Annotated in this window: 31 protein-coding genes and 1 pseudogene; 20 read left to right on the top strand and 12 right to left on the bottom strand. The window is 63.1% G+C overall.

The features are described 5' to 3' along the window. The first annotated feature begins 189 nt into the window (after positions 1-189). Complete coding sequence (locus tag AC4AMJ_RS08040; protein ID WP_489917743.1) at positions 190-708, top strand: hypothetical protein; 519 nt, start codon at positions 190-192, stop codon at positions 706-708. Between the two features lie 249 nt (positions 709-957). On the opposite strand, the gene AC4AMJ_RS08035 is transcribed toward AC4AMJ_RS08040, so the two are convergent. Genes AC4AMJ_RS08035 through AC4AMJ_RS08025 form a run of 3 tightly spaced genes read right to left on the bottom strand, consistent with a single transcriptional unit; the run spans position 958 to position 3,875 of the window. Next, a complete protein-coding gene (locus AC4AMJ_RS08035) occupies positions 958-1,596 on the bottom strand; it encodes a potassium channel family protein (RefSeq protein ID WP_489895698.1) in 639 nt (212 codons plus the stop codon). 19 nt (positions 1,597-1,615) lie between these two features. Continuing rightward, entirely contained in the window at positions 1,616-2,992 is a 1,377-nt protein-coding gene (locus tag AC4AMJ_RS08030; RefSeq protein WP_489917742.1) for a TrkH family potassium uptake protein, read from the bottom strand. A 37-nt stretch (positions 2,993-3,029) separates the two neighbouring features. Beyond that, positions 3,030-3,875, bottom strand: coding sequence for an isocitrate lyase/PEP mutase family protein (locus AC4AMJ_RS08025; RefSeq protein WP_489895694.1), 846 nt, complete (start codon positions 3,873-3,875; stop codon positions 3,030-3,032). Positions 3,876-4,205: 330 nt separating this feature from the next. Between AC4AMJ_RS08025 and AC4AMJ_RS08020 the strand changes: the two genes are divergently transcribed. Then, a complete protein-coding gene (locus AC4AMJ_RS08020) occupies positions 4,206-4,544 on the top strand; it encodes a hypothetical protein (protein ID WP_489895690.1) in 339 nt (112 codons plus the stop codon). 48 nt (positions 4,545-4,592) lie between these two features. On the opposite strand, the gene AC4AMJ_RS08015 is transcribed toward AC4AMJ_RS08020, so the two are convergent. The 4 genes from AC4AMJ_RS08015 to AC4AMJ_RS08000 form a co-directional block, all read right to left on the bottom strand. Then, on the bottom strand, positions 4,593-4,988 hold the full coding sequence (locus AC4AMJ_RS08015; protein WP_489917741.1) for a DUF2255 family protein: 396 nt from the start codon (positions 4,986-4,988) through the stop codon (positions 4,593-4,595). Then, positions 4,981-5,766: an alpha/beta fold hydrolase gene (locus AC4AMJ_RS08010; protein ID WP_489895686.1), complete on the bottom strand. Its 786-nt coding sequence runs from the start codon at positions 5,764-5,766 to the stop codon at positions 4,981-4,983. Before AC4AMJ_RS08010 ends, AC4AMJ_RS08015 begins: the two co-directional genes overlap by 8 nt. A gap of 132 nt (positions 5,767-5,898) precedes the next feature. Then, entirely contained in the window at positions 5,899-7,374 is a 1,476-nt protein-coding gene (locus tag AC4AMJ_RS08005; RefSeq protein WP_489917740.1) for a multicopper oxidase family protein, read from the bottom strand. Next, positions 7,371-7,634, bottom strand: a complete 264-nt coding sequence (locus AC4AMJ_RS08000) for an SHOCT domain-containing protein (protein ID WP_489895682.1) — start codon at positions 7,632-7,634, stop codon at positions 7,371-7,373. The genes AC4AMJ_RS08005 and AC4AMJ_RS08000 overlap by 4 nt, the downstream gene beginning before the upstream one ends. 210 nt (positions 7,635-7,844) lie before the next feature. Here AC4AMJ_RS08000 and AC4AMJ_RS07995 point away from each other — a divergent pair, with 210 nt between their 5' ends. The 4 genes from AC4AMJ_RS07995 to AC4AMJ_RS07980 all read left to right on the top strand — a co-directional run bounded on the left by AC4AMJ_RS07995 (position 7,845) and on the right by AC4AMJ_RS07980 (position 11,811). Continuing rightward, positions 7,845-8,309 carry a nitroreductase/quinone reductase family protein gene (locus tag AC4AMJ_RS07995; RefSeq protein ID WP_489895680.1) on the top strand — a complete coding sequence of 155 codons (465 nt, stop codon included), beginning with the start codon at positions 7,845-7,847 and terminating at the stop codon, positions 8,307-8,309. A 237-nt stretch (positions 8,310-8,546) separates the two neighbouring features. Further along, positions 8,547-9,011: a DUF8821 family protein gene (locus tag AC4AMJ_RS07990; protein ID WP_489895678.1), complete on the top strand. Its 465-nt coding sequence runs from the start codon at positions 8,547-8,549 to the stop codon at positions 9,009-9,011. A gap of 456 nt (positions 9,012-9,467) precedes the next feature. Continuing rightward, positions 9,468-10,889: a DUF1254 domain-containing protein gene (locus tag AC4AMJ_RS07985; RefSeq protein ID WP_489895674.1), complete on the top strand. Its 1,422-nt coding sequence runs from the start codon at positions 9,468-9,470 to the stop codon at positions 10,887-10,889. Between the two features lie 253 nt (positions 10,890-11,142). Further along, positions 11,143-11,811 (top strand): LGFP repeat-containing protein, encoded by a 669-nt coding sequence (locus tag AC4AMJ_RS07980; protein WP_489918395.1) that lies wholly within the window; start codon positions 11,143-11,145, stop codon positions 11,809-11,811. 65 nt (positions 11,812-11,876) lie between these two features. Here AC4AMJ_RS07980 and AC4AMJ_RS07975 read toward each other — a convergent pair whose 3' ends face one another. The 4 genes and pseudogenes from AC4AMJ_RS07975 to AC4AMJ_RS07960 form a co-directional block, all read right to left on the bottom strand. Beyond that, the gene (locus AC4AMJ_RS07975; RefSeq protein WP_489917739.1) at positions 11,877-12,842 is read right to left on the bottom strand and encodes a CPBP family intramembrane glutamic endopeptidase; all 966 of its coding nucleotides are present in this window, start codon (positions 12,840-12,842) and stop codon (positions 11,877-11,879) included. Positions 12,843-13,085: 243 nt separating this feature from the next. Beyond that, positions 13,086-13,385 carry a hypothetical protein gene (locus AC4AMJ_RS07970; protein WP_489918559.1) on the bottom strand — a complete coding sequence of 100 codons (300 nt, stop codon included), beginning with the start codon at positions 13,383-13,385 and terminating at the stop codon, positions 13,086-13,088. A gap of 61 nt (positions 13,386-13,446) precedes the next feature. Beyond that, positions 13,447-13,695: pseudogene (locus AC4AMJ_RS07965) on the bottom strand (PrsW family glutamic-type intramembrane protease); the annotation flags it as partial. A gap of 81 nt (positions 13,696-13,776) precedes the next feature. After that, the gene (locus AC4AMJ_RS07960) at positions 13,777-13,992 is read right to left on the bottom strand and encodes a hypothetical protein (RefSeq protein WP_489918558.1); all 216 of its coding nucleotides are present in this window, start codon (positions 13,990-13,992) and stop codon (positions 13,777-13,779) included. Positions 13,993-14,034: 42 nt separating this feature from the next. Here AC4AMJ_RS07960 and AC4AMJ_RS07955 point away from each other — a divergent pair, with 42 nt between their 5' ends. After that, positions 14,035-14,274 (top strand): type II toxin-antitoxin system Phd/YefM family antitoxin, encoded by a 240-nt coding sequence (locus tag AC4AMJ_RS07955; RefSeq protein WP_489917738.1) that lies wholly within the window; start codon positions 14,035-14,037, stop codon positions 14,272-14,274. A gap of 26 nt (positions 14,275-14,300) precedes the next feature. Next, on the top strand, positions 14,301-14,702 hold the full coding sequence (locus tag AC4AMJ_RS07950) for a type II toxin-antitoxin system VapC family toxin (protein WP_489917737.1): 402 nt from the start codon (positions 14,301-14,303) through the stop codon (positions 14,700-14,702). 13 nt (positions 14,703-14,715) lie between these two features. Here AC4AMJ_RS07950 and AC4AMJ_RS07945 read toward each other — a convergent pair whose 3' ends face one another. Beyond that, on the bottom strand, positions 14,716-15,012 hold the full coding sequence (locus AC4AMJ_RS07945) for a hypothetical protein (RefSeq protein ID WP_489917736.1): 297 nt from the start codon (positions 15,010-15,012) through the stop codon (positions 14,716-14,718). A 54-nt stretch (positions 15,013-15,066) separates the two neighbouring features. On the opposite strand from AC4AMJ_RS07945, the gene AC4AMJ_RS07940 reads away from it, so the two are divergent. The 12 genes from AC4AMJ_RS07940 (at position 15,067) to AC4AMJ_RS07885 (ending at position 23,797) form a co-directional block, all read left to right on the top strand. Then, a complete protein-coding gene (locus AC4AMJ_RS07940) occupies positions 15,067-15,276 on the top strand; it encodes an antitoxin MazE-like protein (RefSeq protein WP_489917735.1) in 210 nt (69 codons plus the stop codon). Positions 15,277-15,407: 131 nt separating this feature from the next. Beyond that, the gene (locus tag AC4AMJ_RS07935; protein ID WP_489917734.1) at positions 15,408-15,578 is read left to right on the top strand and encodes a type II toxin-antitoxin system PemK/MazF family toxin; all 171 of its coding nucleotides are present in this window, start codon (positions 15,408-15,410) and stop codon (positions 15,576-15,578) included. Positions 15,579-15,814: 236 nt separating this feature from the next. Beyond that, complete coding sequence (locus AC4AMJ_RS07930; protein ID WP_489895660.1) at positions 15,815-16,069, top strand: FitA-like ribbon-helix-helix domain-containing protein; 255 nt, start codon at positions 15,815-15,817, stop codon at positions 16,067-16,069. Further along, positions 16,069-16,485: a type II toxin-antitoxin system VapC family toxin gene (locus AC4AMJ_RS07925; protein WP_489917733.1), complete on the top strand. Its 417-nt coding sequence runs from the start codon at positions 16,069-16,071 to the stop codon at positions 16,483-16,485. Before AC4AMJ_RS07930 ends, AC4AMJ_RS07925 begins: the two co-directional genes overlap by 1 nt. A gap of 224 nt (positions 16,486-16,709) precedes the next feature. Next, positions 16,710-16,919 (top strand): hypothetical protein, encoded by a 210-nt coding sequence (locus AC4AMJ_RS07920; RefSeq protein ID WP_489917732.1) that lies wholly within the window; start codon positions 16,710-16,712, stop codon positions 16,917-16,919. 418 nt (positions 16,920-17,337) lie between these two features. Continuing rightward, positions 17,338-18,066 carry a hypothetical protein gene (locus AC4AMJ_RS07915; RefSeq protein WP_489917731.1) on the top strand — a complete coding sequence of 243 codons (729 nt, stop codon included), beginning with the start codon at positions 17,338-17,340 and terminating at the stop codon, positions 18,064-18,066. 14 nt (positions 18,067-18,080) lie between these two features. Continuing rightward, the gene (locus tag AC4AMJ_RS07910; RefSeq protein WP_489895652.1) at positions 18,081-18,794 is read left to right on the top strand and encodes an RES family NAD+ phosphorylase; all 714 of its coding nucleotides are present in this window, start codon (positions 18,081-18,083) and stop codon (positions 18,792-18,794) included. 177 nt (positions 18,795-18,971) lie between these two features. Beyond that, positions 18,972-19,181, top strand: coding sequence for an antitoxin MazE-like protein (locus AC4AMJ_RS07905; RefSeq protein WP_489895650.1), 210 nt, complete (start codon positions 18,972-18,974; stop codon positions 19,179-19,181). Continuing rightward, a complete protein-coding gene (locus AC4AMJ_RS07900) occupies positions 19,178-19,510 on the top strand; it encodes a type II toxin-antitoxin system PemK/MazF family toxin (protein ID WP_489917730.1) in 333 nt (110 codons plus the stop codon). The genes AC4AMJ_RS07905 and AC4AMJ_RS07900 overlap by 4 nt, the downstream gene beginning before the upstream one ends. Positions 19,511-19,887: 377 nt before the next feature. Continuing rightward, positions 19,888-20,529: a nucleotidyltransferase domain-containing protein gene (locus tag AC4AMJ_RS07895; protein WP_160904325.1), complete on the top strand. Its 642-nt coding sequence runs from the start codon at positions 19,888-19,890 to the stop codon at positions 20,527-20,529. Further along, positions 20,529-20,915: a hypothetical protein gene (locus AC4AMJ_RS07890; protein ID WP_489917729.1), complete on the top strand. Its 387-nt coding sequence runs from the start codon at positions 20,529-20,531 to the stop codon at positions 20,913-20,915. The genes AC4AMJ_RS07895 and AC4AMJ_RS07890 overlap by 1 nt, the downstream gene beginning before the upstream one ends. 584 nt (positions 20,916-21,499) lie before the next feature. Beyond that, positions 21,500-23,797 (top strand): HIRAN domain-containing protein, encoded by a 2,298-nt coding sequence (locus AC4AMJ_RS07885; protein ID WP_489917728.1) that lies wholly within the window; start codon positions 21,500-21,502, stop codon positions 23,795-23,797. Positions 23,798-24,007: the final 210 nt, after the last annotated feature.

Below are 24,007 nucleotides of genomic sequence, written 5' to 3'. Positions count from 1 at the left end.
CATGCACGATCGCCCACACGCCGGTCGAAATGTGGGGAGCTTTTCCCGATTCGCCCGGATCGATCTGCGGCAATGCTGATGTCGGCGCTTCCACCAGCCGGAGCGCCCCAGCTGCTGGTCGACCGGCCGCACCTGGGCAAGTGGTCACCGAAGCACTTGCGTCACCATCCACACTGCAGGAGAAAACAAATGAGCTTTCCGAAGTTCACCGGACGTTTCGGAACCATGGTGGGGGCCGTCGCCATCGCCGCCGGACTGTTCACCGTCGGGTCGGCCGGCCTTGCCGATGCCGCACCGCGGGCGACGGGCACGCGCCTGTCGGTGTACGCACCCGATGCATACAACATCCGGGTCACCATCGAAGGCGTCTTTCCGATGAGCCGGATCGATGCCGAGACCATCATCCAGTACATGAACGACCAGCGTGCCGGGGGAGTGACCTACACCCTGAAGGCCGACGATCCCGGTACCGACGACGTCGTCTTCGAACGACTCGCCACCGGAACGGGCAGCATGCCCGGCGGGCATCTGCTCGCCACGGATCAAGGGCTGAGCTACCTGAAGATCATGCTCGTCCCGCGCGAATACATGGACGAGGATCACAACGCGTTCGACGACACCGACGAGATCTACGCACAAGTGCATCTGCACTATGCCCAGGGAGGGGATCGATACGGCACGAGTCCGGTTGTCGCGCGGAACTACTGAGCGGTGCGTACAAACCGGGTTCTGCCGGTGAACCGGATCGGGGCGTCCACGCGCTTCAGCGGGCCAGTGCGGCGCCTCGATCGGCGTCGCTGTCGACACTGGACCGACGTCGCCGACGTTCAGGTCGGCTTCGAGACGGTCGATGTCTCCGGTGCCCGGAATGAACACGGTGCTGCGCGCATGGACGCACGAGGTCGATCTCTGCCGGTGTCGCGAGGAGTCCGACCGTGCGCCCTGTGGGCCAGGTGATTATCGCTGGTTGGAGAACCTCTCGGCCTGCGCCACCTCGCCCGACACGATGATCGTGTCCTCGCTGGACAGAATTGTGTCCGGGGTGGCGTAGGTGAATCGGCTTCCCTGGTTCTTCACCGCCACAACCGTGACACCGAACTTCTGCCGGATCGAGGAATCTGCCAACTTCTTTCCGACAAGCCAGGCAGGAACATCGGTCTTCACCATGGCGAAGTCATCGTCGAACTCGATGTAGTCCATCATCTGGCCCCGGACGAGGTGGGCGACCCGCTTGCCCATGTCATGTTCGGGACGGACGACATGATCCACACCGATCTGACGGAGAATGCGGGCGTGGGCATTGGTCACCGCTTTGGCCCACACGACAGGTACCGCGAGGTTGATGAGTGCCGACGCGGTGAGCAGGCTGGCTTCCAGGTCGTGACCGATCCCGACCACCGCGCGGTCGAACTCGGGTACCGACAGCTGCCGGAGTGTCTCCTCGTCGGTGGTGTCGGCGGCCACCGCGTGGGTGAGCTGGTGCGACATGCGTTGGACGACCGACTCATCGGCGTCGAGTCCGAGGACCTCGGTGCCCTGGGCCATCAGTTCGATGGCAAGCGATTCTCCGAACCGGCCGAGGCCGAGTACGACCACGACGTCGGATGAGGGTCTCCTAGCCAATGAAGGGCCTTTCCGTGGGAAGGGTGTACCGGCGGTCGCGTTGACGCGCTGCCAGCGAACTGACCAAGGTGATCGATCCGATGCGCCCCAGGTACATCAGCACCACGAGGATCACCTGAGCCCACCCCGGTAACAGCGCGGTGATCCCGGTGGACAGTCCGACCGTCGCGAAGGCCGAGGTGACCTCGAACAGCACGGCGTCGAGATCGAAATCGGTGCCGGCCATCACCAGCATCGTCGGCACCATCACCAACGCCACCCCGAGCAGTGCGACCGCGAGTGCCTGCCGGATCACGCGGCCGTCGATCCGTCGATCGAATGCGGTGACCAAGCGGTCTCCGCGTGCCTCGGCCACGATCGCGAACAACAGCAGGACGAAGGTGGTGACCTTGATGCCGCCGGCGGTCCCGCCGCTCCCACCGCCGAGGAACATCAGCACGTCGGTGGCCAGCCAGGTCGCATGGTCCATCTGGGCATAGTCGACGCTGTTGAAGCCGGCCGTGCGCGGCATGACTCCCTGGAACGTCGCGACCAGGATCTTGGCGCCGAAGTCGAAGCCACGCAACGTGCGAGACCATTCCAGCACCAAGACGATCAGAGGGCCGGCGATGAGGAGGAACGCGGTCATCGTCACCGTCAGGCGCGTGTGCAGGCTCCACCGCCGCCTATGACCGCGCACTCGCCGGCCCACTTCGACGAGAACCGGGAATCCGATGCCGCCGAGGATGACCGCGACCATCAACGGCACACAGATCCAGGGGTCGGTGGCAAACCCGATCATGTTGTCGCCGAACAGGGCGAAGCCCGCATTGTTGAACGCCGAGATCGAATGGAACACGCCGAGCCACAGTGCATATCCGACCGGCTCGTGATAAGCGACGGCGAACCGCACCCACAGACATGCCGCGATGATCGCCTCGATGCCCAGACTGACCCGGACGACACTGACGACGACACTGCGTACGTCACCGAGTCCGGAGGCGCGCACCTCGGCGGCGGCGTTCAATCGGGCGCGCAACCCGATGCGGTTGGCCAGGATCAGGCCGACGACCGACGCGAGCGTCATGATCCCGAGGCCGCCGATCTGGATCAGACCGAGGATGACGACGTGACCGAAGGTCGACCAATGCGATTCGGTGTCGACCACGGCCAGTCCGGTCAGACACATCGCCGATGTTGCCGTGAACAATGCCTGCAACACGCTGGTGTGCAGCCCGGGATTGGTGGCCGCGGGCACCAAGAGCAGCAGTGTGCCGACGATGATCGCCGTGGCGAAGCCCAACGCGACCAGTCGCACCGGGGTCAAGGTGCTCGCCGCGGGTCCGCGCCGTGCCGGTGTCCGCGACGAGGATTGGCTGGCGTCGTCCACGATGGTTCAGCGTAATGCCGGATGCCGTCACGATGGGTCAGGACGTGCCCGGAAGGTTCCGAGTTGCCGCCGTGTCGAGGAGGCTGCCGAGTTCCGCGAACGAGATCCCCGTCGTTGCGCTCGCGATATCACCGTCGCCCAACGCTGCGACCGCTTCCTGCAGCGACGCGGCGAGGTGGGCATAGAGCGCCATCCCGGTGCTGATGCGTTTGACCCCGGCCGCGGCGAGTTCGGCGACCGGGGGCCTCTCGGACTTGGTGCCGACGACGATGTTCACCGGCTTCGGGGATACGGCTGCGACGATCGCCCGCACAGCCGCCGTGTCGGGCGGGAACGGCGCGTACAGGACGTCGGCACCCACCTCGGCGAACGCCGTCAGGCGACGGATCGTGTCGTCGAGGTCCATGCGGCCCTGGAAGAAATTGTCCGTTCGACCGGTGAGCACGATCCGCCCCCGCGCCACACGCGACGCGGCGCTCACCCGGGCCACGGCGTCGTCGAAGTCGCGAATCGGGTTGTCGGGGTCGCCGGACGAGTCCTCGACGCCCACTCCGGCAAGGCCGGTGTCGATGCAGGCGTTCACCGTCGCGGCGACGTCGTCGGGTGTCTCGCCGTAGCCGTCCTCGAAATCACCGTTGATGGGTAGGCCGCTCACGTCGATCAGAAGCCGTGCATGTGCAAGGTGCTCGGCGGCGCTGACCGCGTGTCGCCCGTCGCGTCGGCCCAGAGTGGCGGCGTAAGCGGCCGATGAGGTGGCCAATGCTCCGAAGCCCGCGTGTTTGCAGATCAGCGCCGACAGTCCATCCCAGACATTGGGCATCACAAATGCCCCGGGCCGCTGATGCAGTGCCAGGAACTGTTCATAGTGCTGGGCCTGAGTCATTGTGCCCTCCTGGCGCTGTGGCGGATGTTGCTGCCGAAGCTGTCCCGCTTGTGCGTCATTCTCTCGCGATCAGAGGGTCGCCGTCCGGAAACGGCCGATTGCGAGTCCACGGCGATCACCACGTGCCGGACGACCAAGGCATCACCTTCGCCCGAGCCGCGGAACTGCTCGCCCCGATCATCGACAAATGAGGCGTCCCAGCGGTGATCTGGCACCAGCACAGCTCGCCCGCCGCCCGGCCCGATCCCGAGAGTGGCTACGCGGCAGGCCATGTCGAGTGCCCTCACGGGGTTCGGGTCAGGCAGCTCGGCTCCGGGTTACCGTGGGTGCATGCCCACACCGCACTTCGAGTTGCTGGTGATACCTGACTGCCCGAATCAGCAGATCGCCCACGATCTCCTCGTCGACGTGTTGGGCGAGCTCCACCTGGATGCGACCTCGGTTGCCACCATCGTGCTCGGGTCCGACGACGACATCGCTGCGCACCCCGCATTCGCCGGATCCCCGACCATGACCGTCAACGGGATCGATCCCCTGGCCCCGGACGGCACGGTCGCCGAGTCCCTGACCTGCCGCAGGTACCTGACGGACGCCGGATACGACCGCGTTCCGGGGCGCGAGCAACTCATCACCGCGATTCGACAGTTGCTCGACGAGTCCGCTGAGTGAGCAGGTGCAGATCGACACCGCGCCAATGTCTTCCAGCCAGTGGCTGATTCAGCGGGCGTCGAGCGGGACGAGTTTCAGCGTCGCCGCTGCCGCCTGGTCGCCGACCATCCGGGCAACCGTCGCCTCGCCGTAGCGACCGTATTTCGCACGGTACGCTGCGTCGATATCGGCGCGCAGAGCAGCAGTGCCGGTACCGAGATCCTCGATCTCGACGTCCGCCTCATATCCGTCGACGCGGACGCGTGCTCGGCGCGAGCGCACCGCGCTTCCGAACCACCCCGTCCGGCGTCGGTACCACGTGCGGACGTAAACCTCACCGCCTGTGGCGACCGTCCAGATCGGAACCCAATCTTGCAGCGATCCGTCGGCGCGCTGTGCGGCGATCAGAAGCTCGTCCGTGACGGCGATCCGGTGCAAGTCCTCGGAGGTCCACATCTCACGCATTCTCCTGGTTATCGTCGAGAAATCGCCGGATCAGGGTGAGACACGGTTCGGTGAGGCCGTGGTCGACCGAACCGGTGTCGGTGCTGCCCAGGTAGTCGCCGTGGCCGGCGGGGAGGATGAGGGCGCGCCCATGAGGCGTCAGCTGCGCCATACGCACGGTGTGCTGGGGGAGAACCACATCGTCGTCGCCACTGACGTAGAGGACCGGTTGGGTCACGGTCGCGAGATCGTCGTCATCCCAATCGGTGAATCCACGCATCAGTGAGACATCAAGGTCGAACATGCGTTTCAGGTCAGCGGGGTCGGGATTGATGGCGCCATAGGCCTCGGCCAGCACCGTGGGCATCGAGTCGATCGTCGGGTCGCCGAAGTTGCCCCAGAACCCCTCGATCATGCCGTCGCGCCGGTAGAACCCGGACGCGACGACGACGCGCCTCACGAAGTCGGCGTGGCGCATGGCGAACCGCAGCACGGTCGGTCCACCGTTGCTGAAGCCGATGACGTCGACGCGCGGCACATCGAGTTTCCGCACCACCGCGGCGATGTCGTCGGCGGAGTTCTCGAACGTGTATGGCCGCTCCGAGTGTGGGGTGTGACCATGCCCTTGCAACTCGACGCCGATTACGAGCCGGTCCGTTGACAGCAGCGGGATCGCCGCGCCCCAGTTCGACCCGATCGTGCCGGCACCTCCGTGCACGAGGACCAGCGGTGTCCGGTCGCCGAGTTCGCCATAGGTCTCGTGATACAGCTCGACAGTGCGCATTGGTCCTCCGGTCATCGATCGTCATCTCTTGCCAAGACCGACTTGCCAAATGGGTTCCACTCATCGGTCGTCGGCGATCATTGTCGGCTGTTGATGAAACCCGTGGGTGTCCGAGCGTCTCTGAGATCGGGGCCGCCGCGCTGACCATCATCGGGCCTGGATGACGCCCATCATCCCCAGGTCCTCGTGGTCGAGGATATGGCAGTGGTACACCGTTTTCCCGGGAAACCGGTCGAACGCGATCCGGACCGTGATCGACTGGCGCGCAGGAACGTCGATGACATCGCGGACGTCGACGGCGGTCACGTCCGACCCGCCTTCACGGATCAGCTGCATGGGCCAGATGTGCAGGTGGAACGGGTGATTCATGGGGGACCTGTTGACGATGGTCCACTCTTCGACGGTGCCGGTGCGCACGGCCTGGTCGATCCGTTCGTGATCGAACGCGCGACCGTCGATGACGAATCGCATGCCGCCGCCACCTGCCATGCCACCGCCACCTGCCAGGCCACCGCCTATGCTCAACGTCAACGTGCGGGCAGCATCAGCGGGGCGGTCGCGCAGATCCGGCGGCGCGGTTGACGTCGAATCGGCGACAGCGGACGGCGCGGCTGCGGCATCAGGTACCACCGACAGCACTGTCGATTCGGGGGAGGTGGTGGATTGTCCACTCATCATGCCCATGCCCACCTGGCCGCGGTCGACGGCGGCAGCGATCAGATCGGTCGGCGCCGACGGCACCGTGACGACGAGATCGGCTCGACTGCCGGGTGGCAGCAGCAGCCGATCGGTGGGCACCGGCGCCGGGAGGCGCGCGGAATCCCGGCCGCGCAATCGGGCGCCGAAGTCGGACAGTTGCAGATCCAGGTAACGACTCGAGCAGGAATTGATGAGCAGCAGCCGTTCGTTGCCGCCGGCGCGTGAGTGGAGGGCAGGGGCGATCCGACCGTTGGTCAGCAGGGTCTTGCCCGTGCGCCCGGCCATCCGCTCGGCGCCGGAGACGGTGGCGACGCCGCCGTCGCCGATGGTCACATCGGAGACGACGACGATGCGCGGCGGCGCTGTCGCCCAGTCGTCATCGTCGACGATGATCGCGCCGTACAGCCCGGCGAACAGCTGATCCGCGACGGTGCCGTGATGGTGGGGGTGATACCAGCAGACCGCGGCCGGGTGGTCGTCGGGAAGGTGGATGTCGTAGTCGAAGGTGTCGCCGGGTTCGACGCGAATGAACGGGTTGTCGCTGTTGCCGGCGGCGGACACCACGAGACCGTGGGTGTGGAGATTGGTGGGTCGGTCGAGTCCGTTGTGGAGGTGCACGCGCAGGTGGTCGCCCGGCCGGAGGTGGAGGGTCGGTCCCGGCACGGTGCCGTTGTAGCTGAGCATCCGCACTGTGTCGCCGTCGATCGAGACGTCGGTCTCGGCGATCCGCAACTCCAGGTCGAGGGCGCCATCGGTCGATGACAGCACCGGTGGCTCGCCCCATGCGGCGCCCGAACCGCCGGCCGCCGTGTCCGGCCCCGACGACCGGGTTCCGACCACCAGGCCGGTCGCCCCGGCAGCCACGGCGCCAACCCCGAGCACTCCCAGCGTCAGCGCCTTCCGGCGACTGATCGGCTGGCTCATCGGCCCTGGATGATGCGGAGGCGGGCGGTGAACTCCTCGGTGTCTATCTCTCCGCGCGCATAGCGCTCCTCGAGAATCGTTTGCGCTGGACTCCCGGCGTTCGACGGGGAAAGCGGCTCTGACGCGTTGGCAGACGGCGGGGTGCTGTCACGTCGGACGAGTCGAACCGCGACGTAGACGATCACTGCCAGGCCGACGACAATCAGCGCCATCGACACCCAGCCCATACCGGAACCCATCGCGCCCGTACTTCCCATCATGTGCTGGTTGCCTCCTTTCGGAACGTGGGTATCGGGCCACGCGGCCCATATACCCTAGGGGGTATATGGGCAAGCCTACGCGACACGTGTTTTCCGCCGATACTGCATCGCGGATGCGATGCGCGAAGGCCGACGGCACTGGCGCTGGAGTCGCCGGTCGAGTGACCTACGGCTCTGGCCGTGTCAGGTCTCGAGGGCTGAGATGAAGATATGTCGATTCATATCTTTTCGGAGGACCAGAAGACTCGGATCGAGCACGCCCTGGACACCAAGTCCGTGGCATTCGGAGTGTGGCTGTACCGGCGCACTCGCGGTCGGATCACCTCGCTGTGGCGGCGCCGCGCTATCGTCCTGACCACCACCGGCCGCCGGTCGGGGCGTCCTCGCACCGTTCTGGTGCAGGTCTTCGAGGACGGCGTGGACCTGTTTGTCGTCGCGGCGAACAGCGGGATGGCGACGCCGCCGGGCTGGTACCACAACCTGAGCGCCGACCCGTCGCTCGTCGGCGAGTTGTACGGTCGCCGAATGCGATTGCGTGCCGAACCGCTCTCCGCTGACGAGGCCGTGGACAGATGGCAATGGATCCTCACGATCGCGCCCGACTACGACCGTTACGAACGCAGGCTCGGGCGGGTGCCGCCGATCTTCCGGCTGGTTCCCGACCCGGGGGTGTGACGGCTCGACCGGGCGAGCTTTGGGTCTCGAGAGACCTGGCGAGTGCCGGCGGTCTGCCCCGCTCGCGCAGGCTTCACTTTGGCATGCCGCCGGCGATTGTTTAAGTCCTAGAACCCTCGATGACGCAGATCGGCGGCGATTCGACGTCGAAGCTGGCAGGGTTGGGGGATGACGCGGTCGACCCGAAATGACTTGACACTCGGGTGGCACTCACCGGACGGGAAGGAAAGAAAGGCCATGGCCTACGCGGTAGATTTCACAGACGTCTCGACCATCGGACTCGAATCGTCGCCGGTCGTCGATGCGCTGGCCGGGCTACGGGCCAACGAAGCGCGCTATTTCAAGAACAAGTACAACCACGTGTTCACCGTCGAACCGGCGGATGAGGCGACCTCGACTGTCGACTGGGTACACCGCATCCTCAAGGAGGAGCGTGACCTCGTCATCGGGTCGCGGCCCCTCGAGGCGACTGAGTTCGAGGTCGACGGCATTCGGATGGCGTATGTCTTTTACGAAAGTGGTCTGTCGATCAACGTGATGTACTCGCTCGAGGATGGGGGCAAGCGCGCGGTCGGTTTCAAGTTGTCCGATGGCATGGAGATCCCCGACGAGCTTGCATCGACCTTCAAGTTCGCGCGGCAGAAGTCAAAGCTCGCCGGCACCATCCGAGGTTCCTACTTCGTCATCAAGAACGCCTACTAGATCACCCTCCGGGGAGGCTGGGAGCGAGCGCGGAGGACCGTCACCCTGAGGAGGTTTGGAGCGCCGTCTCGGTGACTGTCACCCTCGGGTCCCTGAGGAGGTCCGGAGCGCCAGCGGAGGACCGTCACCCTCCGGTCCCTGAGGAGGTCCGGAGCGCCAGCGGAGGACCGTCACGAAGGGCCGGCCCCTTCGTGACGCGTCGCTCGTTCCTCGCGAGTCTCCTCAGGGATCGGGTGGTGACGCGTCGCTCGTTCCTCGCGAGTCTCCTCAGGGATCGGGTGGTGACGCGTCGCTCGTTCCTCGCGAGGCTCCTCAGGGATCGGGTGGCATCCACCGACACCCACCAGCGATGCGCGATTCCTACTACGGTTGATGCGGAACCCCGCGGATGGTGGCGTTCTCACACTGAATCGTTTCGGCTGTGCCGGGCGATCCTGATGAAGGAGTGCAGACCGAGTGGATGGCACTGCAGGTAATACCGATCTGACGGCGGAACTCGAGGCACTTGGTCTGCCCGATAGCGTTGAGACCCCGTTGGGGACTTTCGATTTCTTCGACGGGGTGCCAAAGCCGGAAACCACCGCCAAGTTGTACGAGGGCCTGGACTATCTTCGCGGGATCGACGTGTTCCTCAATGCCGTGCCCGGAGCGTCTCTCGTCGCTATGCGCCACGGTCTGCGCAGCATCGGTGTTGACGGGTTGAATGTCCTGGGAATCACCGATCCTCGTGCCAACTCGGGATCGTTGCTGCTCACGGCGAACACGTCGACGGCCTACGGCACCATGTTCCTTGATCTGCGAGATGGGCCCGTGGTCATCGAACCACCGACCAACTCGCTGTGTGTGGTCGACGACTTCTGGTTCAGATACGTCGCCGATATGGGGTTGGCCGGGCCGGACAAAGGTCAGGGTGGGAAGTATCTGTTTCTGCCACCCGGTTACACAGGGGAGGAACCCGAGGGTTACTTCGTCTACCGCAGCAGCACGTTCACGGTGTGGACTGTTCTTCGGGCATTGGACGGCATCGACGCCATCAAGCAGGCACGCGTCTATCTGCTCGCCGACGCCACGGACCCGCCTGCCATGCAGTTCGTGAACATGGCCGAACAGGTCTTCAACACCGTGCACGCCAACGATTTCCACTTCTTCGAGGAGATCAACGAACTGGTTCAGTCCGAACCCGTTGGTTCGATCGATCCGGAACGGGCTGGTCAGCTCGCCGCGATCGGCATCGTTCACGGCCAACCGTTCACGCCTGATGATCGGCTCCGCGCAATCCTCGACGCGGCGGCCAAGACTGCCGCAGGCATGAGTCGCGCGCTGCTCTACTTTCCGCGCGACCGGGCGAACCTTACGTTCGAGGGATCGTCCTGGAAAGACGCATTCGTCGGTGGCAGTTACGAATTCGTCAAGGATCAGGTCCGGCTCCTTGATGCCCGGACCATGTATCACTACACGGCGACGGTCATCACCCCGGCCATGTCGCACGCCCAGGTCGGTGCCGGGTCGGCCTACACCTACACCGCCCAGGATTCGCAGGGCCGCATCCTCGATGGTGCGGCAACATACCGCCTTGTGCTGCCGCCGAATCCGCCGGCCGCCAACTTCTGGTCGGTCGACGTCTACGACACCCAAACCCGGTCACTGCTGCAGACCGACAATCCCTATCCGAGCCTGATGAGCTTGGGCGACACCGTGATGTCAGAACCGGACGGTTCGACCGTTCTCTGGTTCGCGCCGACGGCGCCGGCAGGCAAGGACTCCAACTGGATCCAGACACTCCCCAACAAGAGCTGGTTCACCGTTCTCCGGATCTATGGCCCGCTCGAGCCGTGGTTCGACAAGTCTTGGCAGCCGGGGGAGATCGAGAAGGTTTGATTGCGCTGGCGGAGGTGACTCACCGGCCGAATGCGGTGGTGGTTGCAGCTCGTAATTGAACACATCCAGCCGCAACCTGTTTCGTGTTCGCTGTAGGCGGGGCTGTCTGGTCGACGCCCTGAATATGGGCGCCCACATCGACAGGACGAGATCGCTGGGAGGAATCCGCGCCGTCGTACCGATAGAGTCGAACAGAGTGTCCGGTTCGCGCACTTTGGACCGGGGCATGTGCCGAATAACTGAGGGGAATACATTGAGGCAACTCTCTTACCGTCGTGCCGTTTTCGTCGCCGGACTGTCGGCGGTCACGCTGATCGCCGCAGGTTGCGGTAGCGACGACACGACGGACGACGCCGCGTCGCAGAACTCGTCGGCTGCGGCTTCGGTGTCGGAGTCGACGTCAGAGGCCAGCGAGGATGCACCTTCGGCCACCGTCGAAGAGACGACGCCCGATGCCGACCCCGCCGAAGTGACAATTGTGGGGGAGCGGGACGTTGAGGTGACCCTGACCGGCCCGCTCGCCGTCAAGTACGAGTCGGCGACCGACGCTCAGAAAGATGCCCTCGGCAAGCCGCTGACCGGCGACCACAACGCAGGGATCCGCGAGAGTGGCGTCGTGTTTCAACAGTTCCAGGGCGGCGTGATCATCGCGAAGAACGATGACCCGGGGACGGCGGCATATATCGTCACGTCAGGCAAGATTCGGGATGCCTGGAACACTGAACGTGCCCCGGACGGTACCCCGTCGCTCAGCGGTATGAACGGCTCTCCCGGGCCCCTGGGAGTTCCTACCAGCGACTTGACCACCGAGGGTGATCTGGAGGTGGTGACGTTCGAGAACGGCAAGGTCACCGAGAACACCAAGACCGGAGAGGTGACTGTGATGGTCGACGGCACGGTCGTGCCATCGGGTCTGAAGTAGACCGGTCGATGTGCGCCGCACCGGTGCTCGTGCGCGGCGACGATGAGTGTGGGTTCTGGTTGACGTCAGGCTTCTTGAAGCGCCGGTTGGGCGGGTTCGGCGGCCAGGCGCCGCCTCATCCACCACAGCGACGCGACAAGCGCCAGGATCAGAACGATTGTGGCCGAGATGGAGCCTTCAAGCCCATAATCACCGCCGGTGATGGCGGCCGAATTGTCGCCAGGGGTCAGCGACATGATGGAGGTTGCATGCGATTCGCCGCTCACTGCGACACCGAAGACGTTGCCCTGGAACCAGTTCCATCCCGTGTGGATGCCGATGACGAGCCACAGTCCGCGGTCCGCGACCGCGATGAAGGCCGCGAAAACGGAGAACACCAGTAGGTTGGCGATCACGACAGGTGTCTTCTCACCTGGGTTCAGCAGGTGCAGCGCAGTGAAGACGACTGCGGGAACGGCCACCGCGAGAAACGTCGGCAGCTGGCGCCCCGCTGACTGGAACATGAAGCCGCGGACCACGATCTCCTCGGAACCTGCCTGGAAGAGCCAGGCGAGAACCATGATCAACGCGACGCCGGCGGCGGCTGAGCCCGTCGTCACCCCGTCGGGGTTGTCGCGGACCTCAACCGCGCCGATGGCCAGGGCGATTCCCGCGGTAATGCTGAACATCGCGGCGCCGATGCCCAGTCCCAGGAGCAGGCGCAGGAAACCCGTCATGCCTGAACCCAAGAATCCCAGAGATAGTGGGTTCCGTCGTTCTTTCGCCAGCACCCAGAGCGATAGCGCCACGATGATGAAGACGCCGCCGATCGCCTCGACCACCTGGGCGCCGACCGTCCCGTCCTCGTCGCTGGTGAAGTTCCTGACGATTGGCGCGCCCGCGCCGCTGAGGAAGAGGATCAGTAGGAAGCTCAGGATGATCGATCCCCACCACGAGGTGGGATGCTTCGCGCGCCGAATCTGGCGAAGGTGGAATGACGACCGGATGTCCATCGCAGCGTCCTTTCGAGGGTCGGCCTCCACGACGGCCATCGTCACCGCTCATTCACGGATTGATTCATCTGGACCGTATCAAGGTTCGCGCTGGCTTTCCGCCCGGATTTGCCAAGGAAGCCGCAAATAGTCGGTTCTCGTCTCAGAGGTTGGCGCCTCGGTGGACCGCGTCAGCGTCGTCATATCAAATGTCGTCGTACCTAGCAGGACGTTCGCGAGGCGCGGGGACGTGTCCCGGTGACGACATGCTCGACACGAGAGAACCGCCCGCCCCGCCTCGCCTCATGCGGTCCGCACCCTCGCGATCTCTGACCTCGCGAAAACTACTTCCTCACTTTCGGCCGCACCCGATTTGGCGATCTCGTCGGCGAGGTCCGTGGCGGCGACGAACACACTCTCCGCCTGCTTCCGGGACATGTCGTTGTCCTTGGACTTGATGTAGGCACGACGCTGCTTGCGCTTCCCAGTGAGCGCGGCCAGCTCTTCGACGGTGATCACTCCTGTGTCGACCTCGGGTGCGAGAGCGTCGCGTAGCCAGCCGCGCTCGCGCCCGACCGTCCAGCGGAAGGCCAGCCAGATCAAGCAGAATTCGATGACGAACAGACCAAGGAGGGACCTCGGTAAATCCGAGGCGGAGGGCGATCGCGTCGAAGCACCCGTGGGCGACCACCGCAGTGACAACGAGAACGAGTCCACGCGTCACATTCCGCGGTTCACTCGGCGTGCCGATCAGATAGACGAGGCCGCCACATACCACGGCGGAGAACAATACGTGCGAGAACAGACCGTTCATGATGCCGCGGCCGAAAACGGTACCGATCACACCGCTGATGTTGGCGCTGCTGAAGGCGGTCTCGGCCGCGCCGAGTGCGTAGTGGACATTCTCCAGCACCTGAAAAACCGAGACCGATGAACGCGCCGAGGATCAGACCGTCGAATGCGGAGCGAACAGCGTGACGGGCAAGGACCAGTATCAGCGCGAAGCCGATGCCCTTGGCGCTCTCCTCGACGAACGGAGCCGCCAGCGGCGGCCCCAGTTGAGGGCGAATTCGTGGGAGATCAACGTTGCGTAGAGGTCGATCAGCGCATTGTTGCCGTGCACGGCGATCGCCCATGTAGCGGCGAAGCCACCCCAGATGAACCCCCACACAGCGAGTTTCGGCGACTCGCGCTCGTATGATTGCTGCATATTCACCGACCGCGCGTGTATCACCGGTGATACACTGGTGGCATGACCGAGGTGGTGAGTGTCAGAGATCTGCGTAACCACGGTGGCGAGGTGTTACGCAGAGTCGAGCGGGGTGAGCGAATCGTGGTCACGCGCGATGGCGAGCCAGTGGCCGAACTCCGGTCTCTGCCCAGAAAGAGTGCGAGCGCGGCGGAGTTGATTCGCCGGCGCGCCCATCTTCCGCAGATCGACCCGGACGTCCTGCGCTCTGACATCGACAGCGTGTTGGATTCGTCCCTATGACGGGGTCGGTCGGTACGACGCGAGGGGTGCTTGACACCTCAACCGTGATTCTGCTCGGCAGACTGGCCGATCCCGACGAGCTGCCCGAGGAGTCGGTGATCAGTGCGATCACCCTTGCGGAGCTTTCAGTGGGCCCGCACGTCGCGCGAACCGATCACGAGCGAAGTGCCCGACAACAGCACGTCCAGCAGGCGGAAGCGGATTTCGAGGTGCTGGCATTCACTGCCGAGAGTGCGCGAGCTTTCGGCGGTGTCGCGGCCGCATTACGCTCATCAGGGCGAAAGCCCAGAGCGCGCGCATATGACGCATTGATCGCTGCCAGTGCCATCGCGAACGGTATTCCGCTGTACACCTGCAACCCAAGCGAGTTTGTTGGCATACCCCAATTGGATCTACGTTCGGTGACGCATCCAGACGCTGGAGCCTGAGGGTCGGATCTCTTCACTTGGTTCGGTTGATCCACAGCGACTCGGAGCGAGTGCGGGTTACCTGACCCATGAAGAATTGAGACGCGTCGACGCTGCGCTCCGCGTGGTTCTCGTGCGGTAGTAACGAAAGTGCCGTACCGCTGTCTGGCGACAACACGCCTGAGACAAGTGGCAGGTAGTTGAGACTAGCCGGGAACTGATGGCGCCGATGGGTGTCAGCGGCAAAGTGATGTCCACGAATCACGTTGCGCAGCAACGTAATATGTAAAGAAAACTGGTAACGCTGCGTATTCGATTGCTGCATATCCATCTCGGGGCTGCGCACGCTGGCCGGTCCGGAGCGTTACCTGTAACTTATACGGGCATGGCAGTGAGGGGCAGGGTCGGCGAGTACCGGCGTCGGATGCGTGAGCGCGGTTTGCGACCGTTGCAGGTCTGGGTTCCTGACGTACGCACGCCAGAGTTTGCCGCGCAAGCCCACAAGCAGTCGGTTCTCGTGGCAGAGGCCGAGGCCGACGGGGATGGGCAGGATTTCGTCGAGGCTGTCGCCGCGCCTTGGGGAGACGAAGCATGATTCGCGGCGAAATCTGGACCGTTGCGGGTGGCGTGTACGCGTCCAATCCGCGGCCGGCCGTCAGCGTCTAGGATGACCTTCTCGATTCAGCTCCGTCGGTGGTGGTGCGCCGATGACGAGCCAGCTCATCGATGCGGCCCTTGTTGCGGATTCGCATCCCGGGTGATCGCGATGCGATCTCGGGCCTCGAACGGGACAGTGACGTGACGGTTGACAAGCTAACCGCGCTACGACGGTCGAATGTTCAGACGCGTGTCGGCCGCCTGACGTCCGAACAGCTCATTGAGTCGAACGCTCGTTGATGGCGTTTCTGGGACTTGCGCGATGACGTCATGCGCAGTGGCGTACCGCGGCGGGTTGGGTGGTGGGGCGCTTGAGTTCCGTTGCTGCGCAATGCGATATGCAGTGCATTACTGGATACCGTCAATATCGAGTTGATCATGTTCCCTGCAGCAGGGTTGAGGTTGTTAGCTTCCGGTGACGGTTCGGGATGTCGGCGCCTAGCGTGTCCTGATAGCATTGATTTCACTGCAATCATATGGACAGGTGCGAAATGGCGAGCTTGACGATTCGGGATCTCGATGACGATCTGAAGGTGGCCCTGCGGATGCGTGCTGCCAGCCACGGGCGATCGATGGAGGCTGAGGTCCGAACAATATTGCGTGAAGTTCTCGCACCGACGATTGACGACGTCGGTATGGGCACGCGGATTCGTCGGCGATTTGCCGGATCTGACGCGGATGTAGTCGAACCTCCATTACGGACTGATGCTCCGCGGGCGGCCGAGCTTTGATGATCATTCTCGACACCAATGTGGTGTCGGAACTGATGCGCGCTGATCCCGATGAGCGCGTTCTGGAGCGTGTGGATGGCTGGCCGTCCGCTGACATCGCAATTACGGCGATCTCGGCCGCAGAGTTGAGGTACGGCGTCGAGCGGTTACCGAAAGGGCGCCGACAAACGGATCTACGTTCTCGAGTACAAGGGCTCCTTGAAGATGATTTTCGCGGGCGAGTCATTCCATTCGACGCGCCCGCTGCGGTGATGTATGCGGAGATGGTCGTCGCGCGAGAGCGCCTCGGAAAACCGGTCGGCATGGCTGACGCGCAAATCGCAGCGATCTGCGGTCGACTCGGCGCCCAGCTCGCCACCCGCAACGTCGATGATTTCATGGATCTCGGAATCGCATTGATCAATCCCTGGGAGTAGGTGCCCTAACGAGGTGGGTCGCGATCCACTAATCGAAAAGCAATGCACCACCAACGATCCGCTTATTTTCACCGCCGCGTTAAGAATCCAGAAAAGCCCTCGACTTTGAATTTCAGGACTTTCGATTAGATGGATCGCGGCCAATTGGCTCGTTGGCCACTACCGGATGAATGGAGAATGCTTTGTCAAATGAATCTTCTCAGCGGGTGTTGATTCTCCGAGCTGTGATCACCGCTGTTGAGAACCGTCGGGACGTCCTCGATCTGGTGGCCACCGAGGGACTGAGCGAAGACATGGTCGCCGAGGCGCTTAAGGATCGGTACGGGTTTGATGATCTCCAAGCGCAATCGGTGCTCGCTCTTCAGCTCCGCAACTTCACCGCGGCGATAACGGCGTTGCTAGCGAAAGAGTTGGACGAGCTCGAGTCAGATTAGGGAATTGTTGCCGTCGTCGCCATTGCATGCTCGAGTCAACCTCGGCAGTCGTTGCGGCCCTCTGCGCGAGCGGGTGTCGTCGGATGACAACGGATCTGGGAGTGGTGATAGCCACTTGGGAGTTACCGACCTGCGACGATCGACTCGTACGCGAGCCAATGGGTGGCGTGCGGAAGTCTGGTCGTGATTCATCTGACGCAATATGCCGTGGTCTACCGGTAACCCGGCATATTCGATCGCTGCATATTCGGTTGTCCACCCGCAGCTCGAGCAACTCGCGAGCCTGTAGCGCCGATGCCGGGGGACCGGCGCCAAGGTCGGCAGGCCGGTCACTCTGCACGAGCCGTCAGGAGCTGCGCGTGGCCGCATCGGTGATGTAGCGACGTTCCGATTTTGAATCTGGTGCTACACTCGCTACATGGTGCCGGATTACGATATCGCCGAGTTGGTCGACTGGCTGGCGGTCCATGGTGTAACCCGATCAGAGCTCGTCGGGGCGCTTCAGCTTCTCAGCCTTTCCAAAAGTGCCGCAGGCCGATACGAGTCAACCGGCTCCGCTTCCTACGATGTGTCGGTAACACGGTTGCGCAATGCGCTCGTCCACGGACGACCAGAGGTCAACGTCGGCGAGTTCGTTGAGTTGTTCAACGCTGTTCGCGAACTGCAAGCTGAGCACGTTGAAGCGTCCCGTGAAGAACTTCTTCGGGCGCTGATGGGCCACGGCGTCAACCTGACGCCTGCTGCGTCACTTTCGCAGTCGAGGCGTTTGGCGACACACCGCAACGAGCTGCTCGCGACGCCCTTCCACACCTACGTCTCGCTCAGCGAGCAGCGCAACTCGCCAGAATCCAGCGCCAGAACGTGGGTGGCGCGGCGCCGCCGAGCGCACGAACTGTTCACCGTCGATCTTCATGGGAGGACATTGATACCTGCGTTCCAATTCGATGAGAACGGCGAGCTGCGCCCAGAGTTGGCACCGATCCTGGCAGCGCTCGCGCAGGGGGGAGTGCGGGAGTGGTCCTTGTGGTCGTGGCTCACGAGCCCGACGAGCTTTCTCTCAGGCGAGATACCAGAGAGCATCGCATCGACTGATCCGGCACGCGCGCTGCGAGCGGCCGACCGCTTCGCCGCGGGCGCGGCCGCCTAGAAGTTGAGGTCCACATGACCGCGACACCACCGTCGCAGGATTTGGTGTGCCCTCATCCGGCTGGCTGTACCGTCGCCGCGGAGCTGCCCGCGTTGAGTACGGTGACCCTCAATAAAGGCCGCCTGCTTTATCGCGTTTACGACGGAAAATGGGGCTATGACGAGTTCAATCCAGGCTGGGGCGATACTCGTTTCGCTCCGGTAGACGATCCCACTACTGCAAAGCGTTTGCCAAGTATGTATCTGGGAGAATCACCAACGGGAGTGCTGCTCGAGTCAGTCTTCCATGACGTGCACGAACTGGGCAGCATGATCGCCTACGACACACAACTGCACGAAAAGCTCTTGGCACACATCGAGGTTCCGACTGATGCCAGGCTGGGCGACCTTCGCGATCCGGAACTTGCCCGGCTCGGCCTCGATCGCAGTCAAGTGATCACGAGTCCTGCCGAGCATTACCCGTGCACCAGACGGCTGGGAATCGCGGCCCTAGCGCAACGGCATGATTCACCGCTGCAAGGACTGATCTGGCATTCTCGTCAGGCTGAGTTGACCGGGAAGCCGCCTGAAGAAGTGATCATTCTGTTCGGCGCAAGGTATCCGTCGAAGCGAGGTTCCTGGAAGAGATCTGGACCTGGCTCACAGAATCTCTACGAAGGGCCAGGGCGGCTACTCGTGGACGAGATCGCCGAAGAACTGCGAGCGCTGATCGAGACTGATAAGGCGTAGCTTGGGTCTGGGGTATGGCGCTTGCATGACAACACGCCGGCTTTTGCAGGTGGAGTGGCGTTGCGGTGCAGCGCAATATGCAGTGATTTACGGGTAACCCATGCATATTCGATTGCTGCATATTCGCAGTCGACGCATAGCCGGGCCACTCCGTAGCGTTACATGTAACATGAGCTCATGGCTGTGAGGGACAGGGTGGGTGAGTATCGACGCCGGATGCGTGAGCGCGGTTTGCGCCCGTTGCAGGTTTGGGTCCCTGACGTGCGCACGCCCGAGTTTGCCGCGCAAGCCCACATGCAGTCGCTTCTCGTCGCGCAGGCCGATGGCGATGGGGACGCGCAGGATTTCGTCGAGGCCGTTGCGGTGCCATGGGATGACGAGACGTGATTCGCGGTGAGATCTGGACAGTGGCGGGCGGTGTGTATGCGTCCAAGCCGCGGCCTGTGGTCATCGTCCAGGATGACCTTTTCGATTCAACTCTGTCGGTGGTGGTTGCGCCGATGACGAGCCGGCTTGTCGATGCGCCGTTGATGCGGATACGCATCCGAGGCGACGGGGACGCGATCTCGGGTCTCGAGCGGGACAGTGACGTGATGGTTGACAAGCTGACCGCGGTCCGACGGTCGAACGTGCTGACGCGTGTTGGCCGGCTGACGTCCGAACAGCTGGTGGAAGTTGAACGCTCGCTGATGGCGTTCCTGGGGCTCGCGCAATGATGTGATAACCAAGCGGCAGCGCAACTTCGGGAGTAGTGGTGGTGGTCCTGTGCTTGGATCTTCTTGCACTGCTACCCATCTGCAGGCTATTGGTGGTAACGCTGCATGTTCAATTGCTGCATATTCAATCACTCGAACCGGGGCGCGCAGTCTGGCTAACTGGTAGCTTCGCGCGGGAGCAAGCCTAGGCGTCGGAAGTGGTGCGGCGTGGCGAATGAACGAGCGGGGTGCTGACCGGTCAGATAGGCCGCTTCGCTGTGCCGTACGACTCCGGTTCGCGGGAATCTCCCGCGTGACGCTTGGGCGACTCCATGCGATCGAAGTCAACTATAGTTGTGTTACTCTAACTTTAGTTGCAATCTCAGGAGGTGTCGGGCGTGCAATTGAACAAGCCATTCGCCACGGTAACGCCGACCCTGGACGGAGACGTACTCGCGGTGTTGGCGTCCGCAGACGCCACGTTCACGATCAGCCAGGTCCATCGCATTCTCACCACGGCGTCGGCTGAGGGCATCCGCAAGGTCCTCAACCGACTCGCCATTCAGGGCGTGGTGTTGCACGACCAGGTGGGTAGGACGAATACCTATCGACTCAACACTGAACACCTCGCCGCTGAGCCGATCATGGCGTTGGCACGTCTGAACTCCGCGTTTCTGAACCGTCTCGAAGAGCACCTACGAGAGTGGGGTAAGACACTGCGGTACGCTGCGGTTTTCGGGTCGGCGGCGACGGGGCATATGCGGCGAGACAGCGACATTGACCTGATCCTGGTGCGCGCCGGGGACTGGGGCCGCGAGGGCGACGACGTGTGGGGGCATCGGGTGACCGAGGTTGCCCGGCTCATCACAGCGTGGACCGGCAACGACGGCCGCATAGTCGAGTACGCTGCGGACGAATTCCGCGCCGCGGCTGCCGCGGGTGAACCTCTGCTTCGTGACGTGGCGAAGCAAGGCCTCACCGTTGCGGGTACGCGGTCCTGGTTCAACGCGCAGCTGCGCCCCGCGTCGGGGAGGTTCTGATGGCGTCGCAGCGCGACTGTGACTCCGCGGTCATCGCAGGGCGGATGTCGAAGGCGAACGAGTTCTTGGATGCCGCTGACCATCTCGGGGAGGAGATGCCCAACGCCGCTGGGGACTTGTACGTCGACGCTGGCATCGCAGCCTCAGACGTTATCTGCTGTGTTCGCCTTGGTGTGCATTCCAATACCGGCAACCACGCCGAGGCTGCAGCCCTCCTGAAGCGTGCAGACAGCGGATCCGAGCGACACCTGAACACGCTGTTGAACCTGAAGAATAAGGCAGCGTACACGCATCAGGACCTAACCTTCGCGGAGCTAAAGCGGATGATCCGCGCAGCGCAGCACCTGGTTGAGTCGGCCAAACTGGCAGTAGCCGCTCGCGGATAGCGCACACGCCGGCTCATTGAGTTCGGAGTCTCAGATCTGTGTCATCGAGTCTCAAACTTGGGTGTCAAAGTCTCATCTACCTTGTCATCCGACAACGGTCCGCTGCTGAATAGTGTTGCGGGCAGCGTGATATCCAGAGCTTTACTTGACATAATGTATCTTATCGGCGGCAAACTAGGACGAGTTCAAACAGATGAGAGGACTCGTCCTGGCGGATCTCGAGCGAAACTGCTGGCTGCAACGAATCTGCCGGATCTTCTGTCCGGCTTACTGTTCGGAATATGTATCCGCGATACTGACCTTGCCGGGCGCCTCTCTCATGCTACAGCCGGCGGCGCCCGGGCGGGAGTTACGTCACAGTGACGAATATAGATGCGCTTACTCCGTACTGGTGATTCCCGCACAGTCTTTGGCGGCGCCGACCGCATCGCAGCAACCAGACTTATCCTTCGCGCAACTCGTGTGCGTTCGGCCCACTAGAGTCAAATCACAATCGCGGGTGTCGACCGACATCGATGCCATTGGCAGCTGCGAAGCATTGTGCGTGCACGTCCTCGTCGCACGCTCGAGGAAGTGAGTGCGGAATGGAGAATCGCCAGCCTGTGCCTGGCCGGCAGAGTTACCCCGGACACGGCGCTCGATTCGATGTCGATGACGCATCGATCACCAAAGTCAGCGGCTCCGTCACCGCAACAGCTTTCGGACACGGTACGAGCGTTCCGCTGACCAATGTCACCGGACTCCGCTACAAGCCCGCCTCATTTCTCGTCAATGGTTACCTTCAGGTGCTCACTGCCGAGTCACCCGATGCCAAGCCCACCGCAAGTGATCCCGCGACAGTGCTGTTCACCCGTAAGAAGCAACCGCACTTCGAGCAGCTACGTGATTGGCTTTCCACTGTTGTGCGAATCAACCGTTCCCAGCTCTGGAATCGATCTGATCATCCAACTGCTACACCTTCTCCGCTCGCGCCGTCGGACATAGAGACGTCCACTGCCACGCAGCCACTTGGCCACAACCCCGCGGACGCCGACCCGGTTGGCGACGCGCGCGACTCCAGGCACCAACAGCCTCCCAGCGACGTAACTCACCAGACTCAGCCCCTGTCACGGTCGGCAACAGCCGACCCCGGTTCCCACGGACCATCACAGGTGTCGCCGGCTGGTGCCACAGCGCCCTCACGCGAGGTCGCGGCGCGTACCGACGAGCGCACCCCGCACTCGAAGCGACCGTCGGCATCTCGCAGCTCGGCGCCCTCTCTACCCGTTCAAGACCTTGAAGTAGTGGGAGAAAGCTACTACGCGCCGGCCTTCGCCAAGCTGTTCGCGACGGACGGCAAACCGTTGGGTGGGCAAATCTGGCGGGACGCCGAACTCGTTGCCGAACCCAACAACCCACACGATCGCCATGCGGTTGCGGTCCGCATTGGCGGACACATCGTCGGGTACATTCCGGCCGAACTGGCGCCCAACATTCAGCCGAAGATCCTTCGCGCCAACAAGAACCGCCACAGCGTCGCTGTACCCGCCCGAGTCTGGGCAAGATGTGAAGACCGCGAATGGTGGGCACGCGTCACTCTCGACCCGACCGAGCAACGCGAACCTGATTGGCGTTACGTCGACCGCGCAGCCTGGCCAGGACGCGTCAGCCCTGACCGCACAGAGCGCCTCAGCGACAGTGGACTCTGGCGCCAGATCGAAGCCAGAGACACGGCCAAACTCGTCGAAGGCCGTGATTTCGAGACCCTCCGCCCCGACATCGCTCAAGCACGCGCCGAAGGTGACACCACACTGGCCCTATCGCTTCTCGAGAAGTGCATCGCGGCGGCTGAAAAGAGCGCGGCGATCGTCTTCTCACGACCCACATTGTGGCCAACCGAGCAAGCCGCCATCATCCACCGCTCCCTCAAGAACTACGACGCAGAAGTCGCTGTCCTCGAAAGATTCCTCGCCGCAGACCCCGACCACTGCGGCACAAAGGGCGTACAAACCCGCCTAGCACGGGCGCGTCAACTCGCCGGCAAACCCACCGTAGGACAGCCACCGCGTCCGACAACGGTTGTCGACAACACACACAGTTCTCCGACCGTCCTTCACAACCCTCTACCCGGTGCTGATGTGATGATCCCCCAGCCAGCTGAACTGGCCCATGAGAAGAACTTCATGGACACCATTCGCACGGTGCTCGATTCAGCTCACGTGCCACCAGGCGAAGCACTCCACACATTCGCGATCGTCCGAGAACTCCCCCATGCGCCCCGAGGTCGGGGACTCATTGCGACCTACATCGACCACCACCTCGTCGGTTACGTCGGATCGCTGGAATCCGACATCGTTCGCGATGTCATCCGCCGCGACGAATACTCGGGTCGAGACTGCCGAGTCCGATGCCGCGTATTCCTGTCGAACGGCACGCGGCCACACGCGCGCATCACACTCGGGCCCTACGAACAGGTCATCGCCCACCAAGACGAAACCGAAGCCGCCGCGCGGGCTCGCCAAGCAGCCGATGAACAAGCTCAACTCCGACTCAACCGCCTCGCCGCAGGTGGACGTGAGGCTGCTGACCAACGCCGGCGCCTGGTGCGAGACAAAGACTTTACGGAATGGGTCGAGACCATCAATGACTTCAAACGCGCCAAACGCTTCGACGACGCGTTGAACCTGGTCCTCGAATGCATCGACGCCGCCGAACGCGATGCCCAACACCACGGTTACGCCCCACCACCCTGGTACACAGAACAAGCGGCCATCCTCTATCGCAAAGCCGGCGACATCCACGCTGAGGTCGCCATCCTCGAGCGGTATCAGGCAACATGTCCACGCGGACTGTCATCAACTCGGATCGCTGAAAGACTCGTCAAAGCCCGGATACAGCTGTGACCATGCGGCTTTGGTGGGCCGGTCGTCAGAAGCGAACTACGCCGAGCCGCTCGGTGCTACGCAACTAGTTGACAGAAAGTGAGATTATCGGCCTCACCGGAATCTGCCGGATCTCCGACGGCCCGGACGGCGTGGCCACCACGCTCGATGAACTCGAGTTGGTTGTCAAGGTCGGCAAATCACAGTGCTGGTGCGCGAACTGTGCAGCCA

The organism is Gordonia sp. LMA484 (assembly GCF_058129505.1).
Note: the sequence above shows the minus strand (reverse complement) of the source record. Positions and strands in the feature narration are given on the sequence as shown.